This window comes from Bacillus sp. FJAT-45350 (assembly GCF_002335805.1).
Lineage (GTDB): Bacteria > Bacillota > Bacilli > Bacillales > NISU01 > FJAT-45350.
This window is the reverse complement of sequence record NZ_NISU01000002.1, coordinates 14,838-33,339: the sequence shown is the minus strand read 5'-3', so window position 1 is coordinate 33,339 and position 18,502 is coordinate 14,838. Positions and strand designations below refer to the sequence as shown.

Genomic DNA, 18,502 nt, shown 5'->3' with positions numbered 1-18,502 from the left:
TTTGACAAATATTATCGAATCACACGATATAAAAATGACGAAAACTCCGCCCTTGTTATTGATTTACTTGGACGATAAGTTCCATCAGGATACCCACCTGTTATCTGGTTTGCTGCTAATGCTTGAATTGCAGGCTCTGCCCAGTGAGTTGATGGGACATCAACAAATTGAACAGAACTAGTTCCAGTTAATTGGTATGCCCGTTCAACAATAACTGCCATTTCCGCTCTTGTTAAAGTATCACTTGGATCAAAATAGCCTTCTCTTTTTCCTGTAATTAGACCTTGAGCTGCTATCGTTGCTATGACATCATAGTAGGGGTGATTTATATTGATATCTCTAAATTCAGAAATTTGTTTAGTATCTGTTTTTAATTTAAGCTCACGTGAAAGCATGATAGCTGCTTGTAAACGAGTGATACTTTCATTCGGTTTAAAGGAGCCATCAAAAAATCCAGTAATTACGTTTCTATTGTTCAACTCAACAATATCATTAAAAGCCCAATGGCTAGACTGTACGTCTTTAAAGCGTTCTACTTTATAAGCAGGACTATAGATCGCTTCTATTTGGTCGAAGTAAACAGTGCCTTTAGTTTTCATACTTTCATTTGGTTGAGCAAGATAGATTCGTTCAAAATAAATAGGATATGCTATATCAGCTGGGACTTTTGCTTTTACATAACGCCAACCAATCCACTCAAATTGCCCTTCCTGTGTAAAATTAATCGTATGTCTATTCCCATTACGATCGACAATATTCCCTCTGAGCCAATGTGAATGGCCTTCCCCGAACGCCCAAACACCTATTTCCTGAGGTTTACCTTTTAACATTATTGGATTCCTAGCACTCAAATAGGCTGCTGATGTACCCTCATTATGATTAGTAAAATCATATGATAATTTTGCAGAAGAATTGCCTATACGTATTGGCTCAAACTGTCCAGCTTTTGCTAAATTTGTCGTTGCCCTAGCTGATTCAGCCTGCCATTTTTCAACAGTATCTAATGAATCTATTACAAGCATTGGTTCTGTAACTGGTTCAGGTGGCGTAGAACTAATTACCTGTAACGTAGCAGATACCCTTCTCTGACTACCATCTGATGGCCGATTCACCACTACTGGATAGTCAAATCCCTTGAGTCTTGCTGCCATTGTTGTTGACCCGCCACCATCTAGATTTATGGCATGATGCGCCCCTTTACTAATCAGGTATTTTGCTAAGTCTTCTAAACTAGTTCCATCACTATAACCAGCTTGTCTTCCATCAACAGTAACCATAAAGATTTGTGAACGGTCTTTCGATATACCAATTGCTGTTCTCGGTTGTCTATGTGCCGCAAAAGAGCTAGTTGGATTCATCCCAATTGCAACTTTTCCATCTTTTACCAACTCTGGTCCAGTAGCAAGCATATACTCAGCATCCTTCCATGTTTGGTCAATGGACGCCTGAATCGTCACTTTGTCGCCAATTTGTACACCAGCTAGCTTTGTTGCCAATGCTTGTCCATTAGCGGAAATAACAAACCCTTCTTCAGGAATTGTCGCATTTGCCTGTTGTCCAAAGGGAATAATTTCAGAAACTGTTCCTGTTACTGTTTGACCAAAAGAAAAGTGTGAAGCATCTTGAGATGTGTTTGTAATAACAAACTCTGTGGCATAAGGACTTGGATTATCTCCTGGTTTAGAACGGTGGTATGTTGGTGTGAAAAGAACCATCTCGGATGTTAGTCTACCACTATTGACAGATGCTATTGGAGTGCTTTGTCCGTTATGTGTAAAAGTGAGTTTTGTATTATATCCCCCAATATGAGCCTGACCATCCTTTAACATTCCGAACGCAGCCTGTTGATTTATTGGTCCATTAGCATCAGCTGATAAAGTACCATAATTAATGATTCGATTATTTTTTATGATAAGATTTGCAGGGAATCCACTCGCCGGAACAAAGAAAGCCCCATTTATAGCACCTACAACATAATGCCCATCATAAGTATTATTAATAGCTTGCTGAGTTGTTGTTGAAAGTTGATTTAAAGGTGATGGAATGTATAAATCTAACTTCCCACTCTTCGCATCCATCTCAACTAAATTAATTGCACGTTTAAAACTACTACTACCATAATGCTCTTGATAATAATTAACACCTGGTGCAAGTTCCATTTTAGTATAAGATACTTTTTGTCCATAAACACCACTTGCTTCAATAGTCGGTGCTGCAAAAACAATCCATACTAGAAACATAGCTACATACACTAATAACCTATTACGTTTCATTTTTAATCTCCAATCTCTTGTACTGACAGATTTCTACCTCTATATACACTATTCTACAAGATTATTAAACCTTTGCACATAGGTAAGAGGTCGACGATAAAAGAAAGGTAAATATACTATCCCAATTAACATACTGAAATGTGTAAAAATAACAAAAAATTTTGTGGCATTTATTAACTGAAAGTGATATATTTTTCTATGTAACTAAATTACTAGTTAATAGGATACAAGTATCTTTATTGGTAATTTTTCAAAAAAACTATTAAATTATTACTAGTTATTACCGATAACATTCTTGAATCAATAAAATTTTTTAGGAGGAATATTATGAAAAAGCTTGTTGCAGTAGTTTTAGCATCTGTACTAGCACTACCAGTGTTTGGTACAACTGGATTTGCAGACTTTGCAAACCCTAGTTTGGATGCAGGCCTTAATGGTCCAACTCAAAATGTTTCCGAGGATGTGGAAGTAAACAGTACTAACGGTAACTATACCCTCACAATTGAATCTTCACTGCTTAGAACTACTTCTAACTTGTTAGATTTGGAGTTTTCAATTGAAGAAAATGATGGAGGTTCTCCAGTTAATTCAGTAACAACCGTTGATGCAACTGGTAAGAAGTTTGATGCTACAGAAGGTGTATCAAACTTTAGAACTGGATTATCACGCTCTGGAAATTATAAAATGACGTTAAATGTTAACGAAGGTGAAGACCAAATTGAACTTAACTTCCAGTATTACCATATGAATAACCCTGGAGCAAAATTCTTAACAGAGTATAGTGATCGTAGAATTGAAGCATTTAATCGTGAAATTTCAATGGAGTTTGGTCGTAGTAGTTTTCTGGTTGACGGAACTAGCACGAGTGCAGTAGCTCCCAACCAAGAAGTTTTATTCCAAGTTGGACAAAAGCCACAAAGCACTAATAATTTAACGTTTATTAGTAACCAAATTAAAATTTCTGATGTAAATGGCAACGTAGGTGCAGTTAAACCATCTCGCCCTGGTACATTAACAATTGAATACGATGTAGACTTACCATCATCAGTTGCTAAACATAACGTTACAATCGCTAAGAATATTAATGGTGAATGGATTCCAGTTGGTGGTGTTGTTGATAGCCGTCGTAGTACAGTAACAACAACAATTTCAGATTTTGGAACATATGCTGCAACTTTAAACTATCAAACTTTTGGATTGCCAAATGAGAGCTGGTATCAGCCGTATGTACTAGGATTAGCATATAAAGGAGTTATCGTTCCACAAAGAGAACTACCTAGATTTACAAATGATTTTAATACAAATTTCTCAGATGCTGTAAATGAAGATATTAAACGCCTTGACTTTGCTGCAATGACTGCAAAAGCGATGGGTTGGATGCCAGTTGAGTATAATGCTCATTTTGCTGATGTAGTGGAAGAGTTTAAATCTACTACTCTTACTATTCCAACAGGCTATGAATTTAATAGTAATTCGACAAGTGATACAATTCAACTAAATCCCTCCTCTGTAGGTAGTGCTACTATTGCTGGTTCAGCGACAAGTGGTGATGTTATCACAATCAATGTACCTAATGGTCTTTCAGGTGACACACAAACAGAGTTAGAAAGTGCAATAAGTAATATTCCGGTATTAGGGTCTCCATCGGTAACAACTAGCTCTAACCAGATAGTTATTACTTTAGGAAACAACCACCAACTAAATGCTGGCGATAACTTTACTATTGGGTCTGTAGTAACTACAAAACTAGGAAATACCGAAGAAACAGATTACTATGGTTATGATGTACTAGGCTATTTAATGACTGCTGTTAACAACGGATTATTACAAGGTGTTGGAACAGACGCAAACGGTCAAAACATTATGGACCCAGATAATATTTTAACACGTCAAGAAGCTGCTATTTTCGTCTCTCGTGCCTTAAAATTACGTACGAATGATATCGGAAATATGGAACGTATCAACAGAACCCTCGTTCGTAACTACAGCGATGTAGCAGATATTGCACCATGGGCACGTCCTTATGTTGAAGCTGTTACACGTGCAGGAATTATGCAAGGTACCGGAGGAAAGTTTGAACCAAAAGGCGCGAACGGTACTCTTACTATAGCTCAAGCTTCAACAATGATTTACCGCATTATGGAAACAGAAGGGTTATTCGGAAGGTAACATCTTCTTATTAAATGACAAAAAAGCTAGATGCCTAGGCATCTAGCTTTTTCTTCTATACAACAATTACTTAACTTCAACTAATTGCACTAATTGTGCATTTACGTTTCTGTTATTTACAGTTACTTCTTGTTTTGCAACAATGTGACCATTTTCAATAACTGCTAGAGTATAAGTTCCTCTTGTTAATTCTAAAGTTACTTGTCCAGTACCCGAAGTAGTATCCATTTCAACAATTTCTCCATCTTTATCGAACGCTACTACTGTTGCATTTTCAAAGTTAGCATTTGTCTCAGCGTTAACTACTCGTACATTTACATTATATGCAGGGTTTGCTGCTACAGTTGTAAATGATACTTGAACTGTTCTTTCTTCATTTTTCGTTACTGTGATTTGACGAGTTACATCATTGTATCCATCAGCAGATAACTTCACTGTGTACGTTCCAGCAGCAAGGTTATTAAATGTTAGTGAGTCCCCAGTTGTTGAACCAGTAACAAGTGCAACATCTTCTGATCCGTCACTTGAATCTGCATATGCATCATAGATTGAATAAGTTACTGCTAAATCACTTGCATCCAACTCGTTACCATCTTCATCAACTAATTCTAACTCTAACGACGCTTCTCCACCTTTTTCAAGTAGATAGTTTACATTCTTTCTTTCATCTCCAGCAGCAACTGTAATTGTTGTTACAAACGTTTCATGGTTTCCACCATCACGAACAACCACTTGGTACGTACCTGGTAATAAATCATTCATTGTATACTTACCAGCTGTCACATCTTCTTCTTTCATTATTGTTCCAGCGTCAACAGCTTCGTTTCCATCTTGTACAGCAAGAGCGTAATAAGTTACTGTTGCATCGTTAGCAGCAGCTAAGCTACCTTGAGTACGAACGTAACCTTCAACTGAAGCAGTAGTCGAAACTGCAGTAAGGCTAATTGCAGTAGGAGTTGCTTGATTATTTCTTGTAACTGTTACTCTTTCTACTGTTTTCGTTACAAAACCTCGTTGTGATACTTCAAGGTTGTAATCTCCAACTGGTAAACTTGTGAATGTGAATGTATCTCCAGTAGTTCTTACTGAATCTACTACTTCACCGTTTTGCATTAAGCGAACTGTTGCATTATCTCCAGCTGCAGTTACAGCTCCAGAAATTGTACCAGCTAATGCTACATTACCTTCAATAGTGTTAACTGCAGTTTGATTTCTAACTGTTAGATCAAACTCTTTTACTTGAACGTACTCTCCAGATACACGAACTTTGTATTCTCCAGCTGGGATACGGTCAAAGTCAAATTGTACAGAAGCTACTGCACTATTAGGAGTTACTTCATCAGTATCAACAACTACACCATTCTTAACTAATTCAGCAGTTACTGTAGCACCATTTCTTATAGTTGCAGCTACACCTTCAGCTCCAATTGTTGCTTCTACGTCAAAACCTTTTACTAGGTTAATACTATTATCAATATCTTGGCCTTCTGTTACATTAAGAACAGTAGTATAGATTGCAAATGGAGATGACACATCACCTTCAAAATCTACACGTACAAAGTATTCACCTGTTGGTAACGTAAGTTCTTCAACTTCAAATTCACCATCAGAATTTGAGTTAACTGTAAATAATTCATTACCTTCTCCATCAAGGAATTCAATAGTCGCCCCATCAATTTCAGTAGTACCGTCTAGTATTGAACCAGCAAATGTTAATTCTTCAACTGGTACTAATTCTACTCCATCAAGTCCAATTTCCACTTGGTCAGCTGGAATATCAAACTCAATCCACTCCGTAGAATGATATACTTCATCTAAGTTATCTGAAGATAATTCTTTTGAGATTTGTAGACGTAGTTTATCATTAAAATCTAAGATACTTCCACTTTCATTATTAATCTCATAAGCGCCAGTAGCATTTGTTGTCGTAGAAGTTAATTCTTCCCACACGCCATCTTCTTCGTTGTATACCTCAAACTTCACGTCTGCACCTTCAACAGCAGCACCGGTTACACTATCTACTACCACAGATGAAACTTCAATATTTGATTGTGATAATGACACTAAGTCATTAATAACAACACCTGTTGCTTTTTCATCCAACACTTTAACTTTTACTTCTTTAGTTGCATAGCCTGCTTTGCTGATAGTAACTGTATGTTCACCAGCTGTTATTCCTCCAATTGCAAAATAACCATCACTATTTGTTACAGCCTCTTTACCATCTACAGAAACTTTAAATCCATCATTATCCGTACCTTCAAGTGCAACGAAACCAGCAACACCAGTTTCAGCAGATACTACCGCTACATTAGTCGTTTTCGTTTCCGATGCAACACCGTTATTGTAAGCTACAACTGATACTGTGTAAGCTCCTACCGGTAATGCTTCTGATGTATATTCAAACTTACCTTCTTCATTTACTTCCACTTCTTTTGTTTCATTGTTTAATGTAATTTCTACCTTATCAGCATTTGTCACTTCACCAGTAACTGTTACTGTATTGTTATTGTTAGCTACAGCAGTAATTTCTACAACTTCAGGAGTAATAACATCAGTACCAATACGAGCTTCAACTTTTTCTTGTACTGAAGCTTCACGGAATAAGAATGTAGCGAATTCAGCACGTGTTACTGTGTTTCCTGCTTGGAATGTACCGTTTGGATAACCAGTCGTTAAACCAGCTTGGTACACAGCTTTAATTTCATTTTCGTAAGCATGACCAGCTATGTCAGTTAAAGGTACTTCAACTGTTTGGTCAACTTCTAAGTTAAATGCACGCGTTAAAAGTACTGCCATCTCACCACGAGTCAATTTATCAGCTGGTGCAAATGTTGTTTCAGTTTTACCACGGATTAATCCAACTTCTGCAGCTTTTGCAACTGCATTATGGTAATAGCGGTCAGTCTGAACATCTGTGAAACTTGAAGCATCAACACTGTTAACATCCCACTCTAGAATTCTTGAAAAAAGAACTGCAGCATCACGACGTAGTAAGTCAGAATTTGTACCAAATTCAGTAGCTGAGAACCCTTGAATGAACTCTGCTTGAGCCATTTTTGTAACAGCTTCTGTATAAAACTGACCTTCTTTAACGTCAGCAAAATTTGTTCCTGCAGCAGCTACTTGTGTTGGCATCATTGGTGCAGCAACTGTTGCTACCATTGCAGCAGATAATGAAGCAGCTAAAAACTTGCGGTAAGACTTTGGTTGATAAGACATAATGTAAATTCCCCCTGATGTGTTTTAGTATTTTAATAGCTACCTTGTAAGATGCTATTTGTTAATCTTGTTTAGTGCCTTTCACAAGTTATACTTTACTTGATATCTAACTTTATATCTATCGGAGGTTATTGGTAATAAAATGTCAAATTTAATGTAAGGAAGGAAAAAATAAGAAGAAGGCTACCTAAGAGGAATAGTTCCTTTTAGATAGCCTTCTTCAACTAAGTTTAGTTATTTTGAGGAATAAATAATAGATTAATAGGTAAGTTACTACCCGCTGGAGGCATGAATTTCAACTCTACACGCTCTTCACGTGAACCAGTACGATATAAAGGAACCGCTTCAGTAGGCCCTTCAAGGATACCTTGCTCTGGAGTACCTACCACTTTCCCATTCACTATGAAGGAGCCAGCATATTGGCCTCCTCGTGGATTTAATAATATAGTTGTATTTGGTGCCACTTTTTCAAGTTGAATTGTATAAACTACACCAAAATTACCTAGGTTTCTTTCATCTGTTTTCGTCATTATATCAGTGCCAGTAACAAAGGAATCTACTCCTCCATCAGCAATGATTAGACGTCCCATCTCAATGCCAAGAGTCTCTTTCACTGTTACTTTTTTGTTTCCTTTAGGAAATGATCCACGAATATGGATTCCATCCCTTAATGGATTGACCCCTCTTAAAAATGGTAACGTATCAGCCAATTTATTATTACTATCAAGGGCAATTATCTGATATTCCATTGGCACCGGCGTATAAAAATCAGCGATTGCCGTTACTGTTTGCCCTTTTCTGATAGGTACCGAACTCAACTGCGGGAGAAGGACAACAGCTTCCCCTGGTTGAATGACAAATTGATTCTCTTGACCTGAACTTAGCGATTGCAAATATCTAGTCGTTGCACTTTTCCCAGCAAATGATACATACTGGTTTGGCCCACCAATCCCAAGACCTTTTTGAGTAACAAGGACGGGTTGGTTTCCTCTATGTCTTGCAATGACATATAAATTAGTATTTTCTTCTCGAGCGTTTTCATGGTGAATAAAGAGACGTACATCTCCTTCAGCAGTATCCTGATAGAAAACCCCTTCACGATGAATCTTTTCTGGACTATTGCTTCTAACTAAATAATGCTCAACTTCCTCTATCTCTTTTGCGATAACTGGGTAGGTTAGCACACTATGACGATCAATTGAAATCTTATCACCAATAGGTGAATGCTTCATTAGATATTGGTCCTTCGTATATAACACTTCATCGTTTATCGTAATCGTACGGGAAGTTTGACTTATTTCGCCACGATTATTTTCAATTTCGAGAGTGATTGTTTGTCTACCCGGTTGAAAAAATGCCGGTTCACGATTTGACCATGTATGACGAATAATCGATGTACCACCGTTCTTGCTCATGTCACGGTACTGAATCGTCTCTCCCATTTTATAGAAAGCTTTGTCTGTTTCAAAATTTGCTTCTATTGTTGATACTTGCTCTTTTGATTGTCCTGATCTGACTACTAAATCGACCTTCTGTTCTGCTAGCTTCGGTACAATATTCGCATTTGCATGCTCAGCGACCACACGTAATGGCAACATTAGCGTTCCCCTTTCAATATATGGCATACCATGCTTTAAGTTCGCACTTGAGCCATTATACTGATAAGACGTTTGATTCGCTACAAATCGAATATCCATACTCGAATTCTGCATAATTGCTTGTCTAGTTACCTCATTATATGAAATCGTAAATCCAAATAATTGTGCAACAGAACGCATAGATACATAAGTTACACCATTTCTAACAACATGAGGCTCCCTACTATGTAGTAGTTTCTCACCTTCATAGATTTGGGTAGTATTTAATAAAATTGTTACTCGTTTTTCTCCGCTAGCCTCTGCATTAGTAGTTGTTAACACTAGTAATGTTGTTAAGAAAGTTAATAACGTCAGCCAATTACGCACAATCGTTCCTCCTAATTTCTAGTTATTTCTATTTAATTACCCATAGTTAGTTTACTTGAAAAAGATTCTTACTTCAATGGAAATGTTGGTACAATTAAATTAATAACTTTCTCCCTACTATCTTGAGAGTTATCGTAACAAAAGCTAAGTATTAGCACATCTATAAACATAAATTTTTTTCACTTAATTTTTCCAAATCAACTTAATTGTACCTTACTACCAATAATGACAGACACATTTTGAAATGATAAGATAAACACATATATACAAAAAACTATAAAAGATGACATTCTTTTATAAGAGCTATTTCAAAAAAGGCTCTTAATAGATAAGAGTGTTAAATAAAAGGGGGAACTAACACATGCTATCCTTTTTTAAAAGAAAACATAGCGACGATGAATTAAAACGAACTGGAGAGGACAGTAGCTTCTCTGCAGACGATATTGTTGAAGACGGTGATGGTGAAGTAAATAAAATAGTAGAAACTAGTTTATCCTTGCATCCAAGCTGGACTGTTCAAAAAGAAGAAGTATATGTTTATCAGTTCTTAAATAATGATTGTCCGCCACTTAAACAAAACCAAGTTGGTATATCTGGTATCGAATGGAGTTACGAGGAAGACAAAGGCTTATACCGTATTTCTGCATTTATCCGAAATAGTTCAAATAAAACTATTGCATTTGAAACAAAAACGCTAGTACTTCTTAATCAAGAAAATAAAGTACTAGCACGTAAACAGCTAAATTTATCTAATATCGGTGAAATACCTCCAAAGACAAGTCGTCCTTGGCACTTTTACTTTGAAGAAGAAGACCTTCTAGTTGAAGAAATACCAAAAGAGGGGTGGAAACTTGCATTCGAATTCAAAAATATTTCGAAAAAGCATATGCTTGATTTGTCAAAAGAGTGGGAAGAACAGCTTCACCCTGACGACAAGGAAAATCTTCATAAACTAGTCGAACAACTCCGCCCATTACAACCTGGTGAAGTAAATTTGTTCGGTGTCGATGCTAAACAAGACCCTCAGGGTATGATTCATGTTGTAGCCTTATTGAGAAATGGTAGTGAAGAAAACATACGTATTGATAAAGTACCTCTTATTTTCAAAGATGCAACAGGTTCTGTCGTTGCGAATGGTGAATTCCATTTGAAAGACTTCACTGTAAAGCCAAACACAAGTAAACCATGGAGATGCATCTTCCAAGCACCGATAAAAAAGAAACTTGACCTTACAACTTGGGAAATCCAGTTACCACAATAACTAATTAAATACTAAAAGAGTTCAACTACGAATGAGTTGAACTCTTTCTTTTCACTTCAAGTACATTCGGCACCTCTGAACCAGTAGAAATATCCCATTATTAATATTAGGATTATAAATTTCCCAATAACTGAAAGAAATTAGCGGACATATTGCGGGTATTGAAACTAACGTATTATGAAAGGTTTTCTCCTCCGGTCACCATTAAAGTGAAGCCTTCTGAAAAGACTAAATCGATTCACCTTTACAATGAGCTTCATTGGCCTTTCTACTTCCCCGTCGCACAAAAAAACCGAATCAGTTACGATTCGGGTTAATGTGTTTACGCCCCACCTGGCATATATCCTTGTTTCAATAAAAGCAGTTCTTGTTTTGTTTCCATATAGTCTTTCTTGGCAGCTACTAACTGAAGGTTCGATCCTAACATATTAATACGTGCACTCTCTAATTCAGAAAATGTCGATAGACCCTGCTCAAATTGTCTTTCTGCCATTTGATAGGTCCTTTCTCCATGATTAGCATTCTGTTCATATAAGCGAATTGCCTCTTCAAGACGTTTTAATTCATCTACATAGTTATACACTAGCATTTCAAGCTGATTCTTTTGTTGACGTAAGCTAAGATTATAGTAATCAACCTCACGCTCAATATAGATTGGTAAGCTTTCGAATTGAGGCGTGTAATTATCTGCAGTAACTATATTATGCGTTACTTCAAAAGCAGTCAATAAAATCTTATTACCTTTTAAATATGGATGGTTATTAAATAATTCTTCTGTCAGAGCATTTACTTGAAGTTCATTAGAAGATAAATAGGTAATATTAGGGACTGTAATCAAAATATCTTGAGTGATTGGTTGTTCCAACTTTTGATTAATTTGATATTTCAACATGGAATGACTATTTTTTGCTTCCTCAAAAGAAGCCTTTGCAGTATTAAAAGCCATTTCTGCTTGAATGACGTCCATCTCAGAGGCAACACCCTGCGCTTTTCTCGCTCTTGTATTTTCTAAATCTCTAGTAGCTTGTTTAAAATTTTCTTCCTCTAATTCTTTGTTTTGTGCAACGAGCCAATAATTATATAATTGTTGATAAGATGACATTTCACGACTTAATTCACTATTTAGATCTTGAAAGTCCTCCATCGCATCTTGGAATTCTCTTTCAGCAGGCTCTATATTCTGACGAAAGGTTGCTGTCCATGAATTTGCATTGCTATTGTTAGAAGGATAATTACCTGATCTTCTAAAAGCCGCCCTCATATTTCCCAATTCATCATCCTGCATAGTTATTTCAGTTTGCAAATCATTTTCTTTCATTATCTTAGCTGCCTCTTGAATTGATAAACGCTCATATATTTGCTGCGCGAAAGAAACTACTGGTGTAACCGCAATTGCACCGGCGATTAAGGCCACCGCAACAATGGAGGTTTTCTTATATTTTTTCATCTACTTCACCTGTCCTATGTAAGATTCCTAAAACTGACCGGCTAGTCAATTATTCAATTTCATTATAATTCTATTATATTAAGCCGTCAATCTTAATCTATTATTAAAGGCTTGTCCAAAATGACTTCTTCTATTCTTCCCAAAGCAATACAAGTCATTTTTCTACTTTTAAGACAGCCTACCTATTTGCCTTATCTTCTATTTTCCTCCTAACCCAAAAATGCCCGCACTTTATTTTAAAAGAAAAAAGGTCGACAATATTGTCGACCTTTTTAGCTAGTTTCTCTTACTACTATTTAACTATATTTACTTCTTTCTTCTCTGAATCCCATTGAACAGCCGCTCCTAATGATTCACTTATAAAACGAGCTGGAACAACTACAGATCCATTGACGTTTTTAGCTGGTTGACTTAAATGAACCTCAGTATCATTTATTATCGCTTTTGAACTACCTACTTTTAATTGAATGTTTATATCCTCATTAATCGCACGTATTGTTTGTGTTGCACCATCCCAACCTAGAGGAACACCTAACGCTTCAAAAATTCCCCTCATTGGAACCATTACAGTTCCGTTTTCTAGGAAAGGATCTGTTGCAAATTTATAATTCTCTCCATTCACTTTCACTGTCGCTATTTCTTTCTTCGGTTCAACTACTTTAGGGGTATGGTTAATTGTTAGTAAACGTTTCTCCCCACTCCAGCTTACACTAGCTCCTAATGACTCACTTATGAAACGAACCGGAACAAGAGTACGTCCTGACTGTGTTATAGCAGGTACATCTAAACTGACTATTTTCCCATTTACGGTTGCCTTCCTATCTCCTATTCCTAAAGAAACATTTGTCGTTTGATTCCAAGCATGAACGGTTTGATTACTTGGATTCCAACTAACAGTCGCCCCTAATTCTTCAAAGATCCCCCGAATTGGAACAAGAATTCTACCATTTCTTACGATAGGCTCTTGAGGTAATGCCAACTCCTTATTGTTTACCTTTACCTTAATCGGCTCTAGCATAGAATAACCATTAGCTCTAGCAATCTCTTCAAAGGACTTCTGAGATTTTAAGATGATGACATTCGTATGAAGTCGTACCCGGTCAAATAACCATTTAACTTCATCATTATACATACGCACACAGCCTGCACTTACATACTTTCCTATCGAGCTTGGGTTGTTGTTTCCATGGATAGCATAAGTCGTTCCATAAGTTCCTCTTGCATCAAGTCCTAGCCAGCGATCTCCTAAAGGGTTCGCAGGGTCACCGCCTCGAATACCTTCTTTATAATAAGGACGGTTTTTAATTTTGTTTACAATGGGGAATGTCCCTTCTGGTGTTAATTCATCTGTTCTTCCTGTTCCAACATCAAATACTCTTACCAATTCCCCTGCTTCAAAAAAAGCAAGTTGATTAATAGATTTATTAATAATGATTAGTTGACCAGTTTGGGACCCCTGCGCTTCATTAGGTGCTACAAAGGTAAAATTTGCAATCATTAATATACATACTAGAAACCATTTCATCACTTCAGAACCCCTCCCTAATAATTTCTTTGTTTTACTAAATCTATCTATATAAGGTACATAGACTTTTAAAGGTAAACTACCTTCCTACTGTATTACTATTTCACAGTTTCTAAACTATTCCTATTTCCATAAACATATTTTAATAGAAAAGCTCCCAAGTAAGAAGCTTTTTTTATACAGCGTGAAAATCACCTCTGATTCGATTACTAGAGGTGATTTTGAAACGATATTTATTCTGCACTAAAAAATTTCTGAGTGAAATAAGGAATATCCTTAGAAAAAGCAACTCCAACTCCTAACTCTTCAAATTGTTCGTGTAAAATGTTTTTTGAATGTCCTTCTGAATTCATTAATGCATGTAAAGCAAAGATAGCACTAGTCTGGCCCATAGCAAGGTTTTCTCCTGCTACTCGAAAGGTAAATCCATCCTCTTTCATTCTCTCAAATGGCGTATCACCTTTTGTATTTACATGTGAAAAATAATTGTATTTCGCCATATCCTGACTATGCTTTCTAGCTGTATAACTCATCTCTTCACTCCAATTAAGAGGAGAGATTCCTTTCCTTACTCTAGTTACATTTGTTAGTTCAAACAATTGCCGCTCATAGCCTACTCGTAATTCACTAGTTCCTGTAGCATAAAAAGCTTTGAACGATTCTTCTAATGGTCTATTAATCAGCTGAACCGCCTGTAGTCGGCCACCTTGTAATTGGTCATAGAAAAATGTAATATAACTGTCGTCAAGTAAGTAGAGAGCCCATTCTCCTTTTGAATCAAATACAAAGTTGGTATTTCCTTTTGTAATCGATTTCTTTGGCTCCCCTAGTATTTCTAATACTTCTTTATCTGTCGTTTCACCAACTTTTATTCCATACGAGTTCTTAAATAAATCCGCGCTTGTATATATAGCTATTACTTGGTTATTTTTCATCCCTATTTGTACATAGTTCTTATATTCTTCATGATAGATATCCCATTGAAATCCGTATGTACTAGTGACTTGTGTATGAGGCATTCCTAGACGTTTGGTTACTTCTTCTTCATTGTCACCAATTGATAGATTGTTTACTGAGAGCTTAGTTTGTACTTGTTGTTTTTCCTCACTCTTTACCTTTTCATGACTTGTTTCAATATTAATTGTTTGGGTTTCACTATTCCAACTAACATATGCACCTAGAGATTCAGAAACAAACCTTAATGGCACAAGCGTTCTTTCGTTTATCAATATAGCCGGTTGCTCCAACGTTGCAAGGTTGTCGTCAATTATGGCTGTACTGGAATGAATCGGTAGGATAATTTGTTGGTTTTCAGTTTCCGCAACTACTTTTCTTTCAGCAGAATTCCATTCTACTTTGGCATTGAAAGCTTCAAAAATGGCTCGAAATGGAACCATTGTATAACCATTCATAATCATAGGATGTTGATCATAGTGTTGTTGAACAGAATCTACATATACTTGTATTTCCTTTGCCTCACTAGAATTTTGAGGAAAGGTGAGGAATAGTAATAGCAAACAAGAAACTATCCAAATCCACTTAGTTATTTTCATAGCTTCACCACCTAATTCTTAATTAATTCTACCTCTGTATCTATAATCCCTTTTACTAGAATTTATTCTTTTCTATGTGAACATTTTTATTAACTATTTCCCGAAAACGAACGCAAGGAAACACGTTCTTCTCTTTCTATAGAAAAAGAAAAGACAGACCAACTAATGATAATTCATCAACTGGCCTGTCTAGTACCTTATTTGCTATTAGATAAAATGTCAATAATATCAAAATTGTTTTCTTGTTGTAATGTTACTGGAAGTACTCCCTTTGGATATAACTGACCAAACACAACTTGAATGGCAGAGTGAATATTAACTTCTTGATCTCCATAGGTTGCTATTTGTGTCTTGGCATTTTCGAACAGTAATAAATCATACGGATTCCCTAAGGATAAGACGACATATGGAGTGTCTTGTTGTTCTGCCGAGAGAATGGTATCTCGAATCTTCTGAACATCGGTATGCAAAGTATCCTTATAATGATAAGTTGCTAGCAAAACGATATCTGACTCACTCAGAGATTGTTGGGATAGTTCTTTATGAATACGGCTTGTTACTGTAACTGAAAGTCCACGCTCTTGCGCAAAATTAGTGACCGAATGTTTAATTTTCTCTGCTTGTTCTTTTAAAGGTGCGGCGATTAATATATGATCACCATCTTTTAAAGTATAAGGAAAGGAATTCATCTCATTTCGTACTAGCGTTGTAGAGCTTTCTGCGATTTTTGTAGCAACTTTCTTATGTTTAGTTGATCCAACCACTTCAGTAGCCTTATCGCTAGAGCGGTTTTGTTGGAAGAGGCCTTTATCCATTTTCAATGTCAAAATTCTTTCAACAGATTCGTCGATTTGATCACTAGATAACGCTCCTTTTTTCACTGATTCAACAATCGCCTGAAATGCTTTAGGCGTATCTTGTGGCATTAAAATAATATCCGCGCCTGCAATAATCGCTTTGATTACTGCTTCCTCTTCTCCGAAATGATCCGCAATTGCTTTCATAGTAAATGCATCGGTTACAACAACTCCGTTATACTGTAAATCCTTCCTTAATATATCCGTTAACATTTTCTTAGAGAGTGTTGCTGGAAGCGTTACATTTGATCCGTCCTTTTTTGATACAACAATCGTATCATCTATTGAAGGAAATGTAATATGAGCTGTCATGACCATATCTACCCCATGCTGAAACGCTTGTTTGAATGGAAGTAGCTCCACCTGCCGAAGACGTTCTAATGAATGATTCAGGACTGGTAAGCCAAGGTGAGAATCGACTGACGTATCCCCGTGACCTGGAAAATGTTTAACTGTCGCTATCACACCTTCATCCTGGATACCTCGCATTACATTTGTCCCGAGTTCTCCAACAAGTTGTGGATTCTCACCAAACGAACGGATGCCAATAATCGGATTTTCTGGGTTGTTATTTACATCAAGTACGGGAGCGAAATTTAGGTTCACACCTAGTGCCTTTAGCTCCGCTCCAAGCACACGACCTGCTTCATAGGATAGCTGAGCTGAACGAGTGGCACCTAACGCCATATTTCCTGGTAAATGCGTAGCTTCTGATAACCTCGTGACCGCTCCACCCTCCTGGTCCATGGAAATAAATAAAGGAATATCCCCTACTTCCTTCTGAAGCTCGTTAGTAAATGTAGCCATTTGAGTTGTGTTTTCAATGTTTTTATCAAATAAAATAATCCCGCCCAAATAGTGATCACGTACTAGCTTACTAGTACCTGGATTCATTCTCGTCGTATTCTTTCCACCATACATACGAATATCAGGCATGAGCATTTGACCAACTTTTTCCTCTAGAGTCATGTAAGACATTAACTTTTCGATATCACTGGCTTGAATAGCTGAGTTTCTTTGGAACTGAATTATACGTGTTAAAAATGAAGCAAACTCTGCTCTAGTTACATTTTGATTTGGACGAAACGTGCCGTCAGTATACCCACCAATCAACCCATTAGAAGCCATTAGATGTAATGAGTCTTTTGCCCACTTCGCACTTTCTAAATCCGATAGATTTAAAGGTTTGTTACCTGCTTCTAATTCATACGCTCTCGTTAAAATAGAGGCTGTTTCAGCTCGAGTGATTGGATCATTAGGTCTAAATGTTCCATCAGGGTATCCACCTATTATTTGCTTAGCTACCGCATTAGCAATATCACTAGCAAAATAGTGATTTGCACCTACATCATGAAAAGAAATAATCCCTTTCTCTTTACTTTTCCCAAGCTCACGTGTTAAATAAGCAACCGCTTGCCCTCTCGTAATCTCGTCATTCGGACCAAACCTTCCTTGTCCATAGCCTGCCACTGTTCCTCTGTTTACAAGATAGTAAATACTATCCTCAGCCCAAGACACATTCTCTATGTCTGAAAATGTAATGCTTCCATCCACTATCTTTGGAGAAGTGCTTATCAAGCAAAGTGCAAGTAAACAAAAAGCAATGAATTTAATTTTATTAGTCATTATTTCTACCTCCCTCTATAAATATTGATATATCAACGGTTTGACCCGTTTGTGAGGTGTCAAAAAAATATTTTTCGACACGACCTCTAACAGTAATTTAAAATTATGTGAAACTATTCCAATCTATGGGTGCGCTACGCGGTCACTACTGGATATTAATGTAAGTAGCGTTGAAGAAATATACGATGCACCATGGATCTCTGCGTAGCTTATGATGACGTACCCTCCCATGTCTCTGGACATCTGTGTGCCTACATTCCTTCGTTCGGTCTAGTCATAAGGCAGAGGCTAGCGAAGCTCCTTTAGGGACTCTAGGTCGAATGGTGAAAATAGTGCCAGCTTCTCCGTGTCATCCAATTGTCTAGTTCATTCAAGGAGATGCAGACTACATAGCCTCTTCGAGACTAGGTACATCCCTCATCATTCTTTGTGCATCGAATGCTTTATGCTTCGTACTGATTCCATGTAATACTTTTAATAGTTTTCCGCAAAGGACCACAATTGATTGTTTCTTTCGTAACGGGTTGACTGTGCGATTTGTGTAATATTCATGTAGTTTACGAAAGGCTTCGTTATGACGGATCATTGGCATCATCACTCGAAAC

General features: G+C 36.9%; 9 protein-coding genes and 1 pseudogene. 2 read left to right on the top strand and 8 right to left on the bottom strand.

All coding sequences use genetic code 11. The features are described 5' to 3' along the window. Positions 1-11: 11 nt before the first annotated feature. Positions 12-2,273, bottom strand: a complete 2,262-nt coding sequence (locus CD003_RS16735) for an S-layer homology domain-containing protein (protein ID WP_096202401.1) — start codon at positions 2,271-2,273, stop codon at positions 12-14. 327 nt (positions 2,274-2,600) lie between these two features. On the opposite strand from CD003_RS16735, the gene CD003_RS16730 reads away from it, so the two are divergent. Then, positions 2,601-4,442 (top strand): S-layer homology domain-containing protein, encoded by a 1,842-nt coding sequence (locus tag CD003_RS16730; RefSeq protein ID WP_096202400.1) that lies wholly within the window; start codon positions 2,601-2,603, stop codon positions 4,440-4,442. A 66-nt stretch (positions 4,443-4,508) separates the two neighbouring features. Here CD003_RS16730 and CD003_RS16725 read toward each other — a convergent pair whose 3' ends face one another. After that, a complete protein-coding gene (locus CD003_RS16725; protein WP_096202399.1) occupies positions 4,509-7,664 on the bottom strand; it encodes a carboxypeptidase regulatory-like domain-containing protein in 3,156 nt (1,051 codons plus the stop codon). 230 nt (positions 7,665-7,894) lie between these two features. Next, positions 7,895-9,628, bottom strand: a complete 1,734-nt coding sequence (locus CD003_RS16720; RefSeq protein ID WP_096202398.1) for a stalk domain-containing protein — start codon at positions 9,626-9,628, stop codon at positions 7,895-7,897. A 361-nt stretch (positions 9,629-9,989) separates the two neighbouring features. Between CD003_RS16720 and CD003_RS16715 the strand changes: the two genes are divergently transcribed. Then, a complete protein-coding gene (locus CD003_RS16715) occupies positions 9,990-10,889 on the top strand; it encodes an accessory Sec system S-layer assembly protein (RefSeq protein ID WP_096202397.1) in 900 nt (299 codons plus the stop codon). A gap of 322 nt (positions 10,890-11,211) precedes the next feature. Here CD003_RS16715 and CD003_RS16710 read toward each other — a convergent pair whose 3' ends face one another. The 5 genes and pseudogenes from CD003_RS16710 to CD003_RS22370 form a co-directional block, all read right to left on the bottom strand. Next, complete coding sequence (locus tag CD003_RS16710; RefSeq protein WP_096202396.1) at positions 11,212-12,336, bottom strand: TolC family protein; 1,125 nt, start codon at positions 12,334-12,336, stop codon at positions 11,212-11,214. Between the two features lie 292 nt (positions 12,337-12,628). Continuing rightward, the gene (locus CD003_RS21985; RefSeq protein ID WP_257008389.1) at positions 12,629-13,861 is read right to left on the bottom strand and encodes a L,D-transpeptidase family protein; all 1,233 of its coding nucleotides are present in this window, start codon (positions 13,859-13,861) and stop codon (positions 12,629-12,631) included. Positions 13,862-14,094: 233 nt separating this feature from the next. Then, the gene (locus tag CD003_RS16700; RefSeq protein WP_096202394.1) at positions 14,095-15,414 is read right to left on the bottom strand and encodes a stalk domain-containing protein; all 1,320 of its coding nucleotides are present in this window, start codon (positions 15,412-15,414) and stop codon (positions 14,095-14,097) included. Positions 15,415-15,611: 197 nt separating this feature from the next. After that, the gene (nagZ, locus tag CD003_RS16695; protein WP_096202393.1) at positions 15,612-17,897 is read right to left on the bottom strand and encodes a beta-N-acetylhexosaminidase; all 2,286 of its coding nucleotides are present in this window, start codon (positions 17,895-17,897) and stop codon (positions 15,612-15,614) included. A gap of 385 nt (positions 17,898-18,282) precedes the next feature. Beyond that, positions 18,283-18,502 (bottom strand): annotated as a pseudogene (locus tag CD003_RS22370) (IS110 family transposase); the annotation flags it as partial.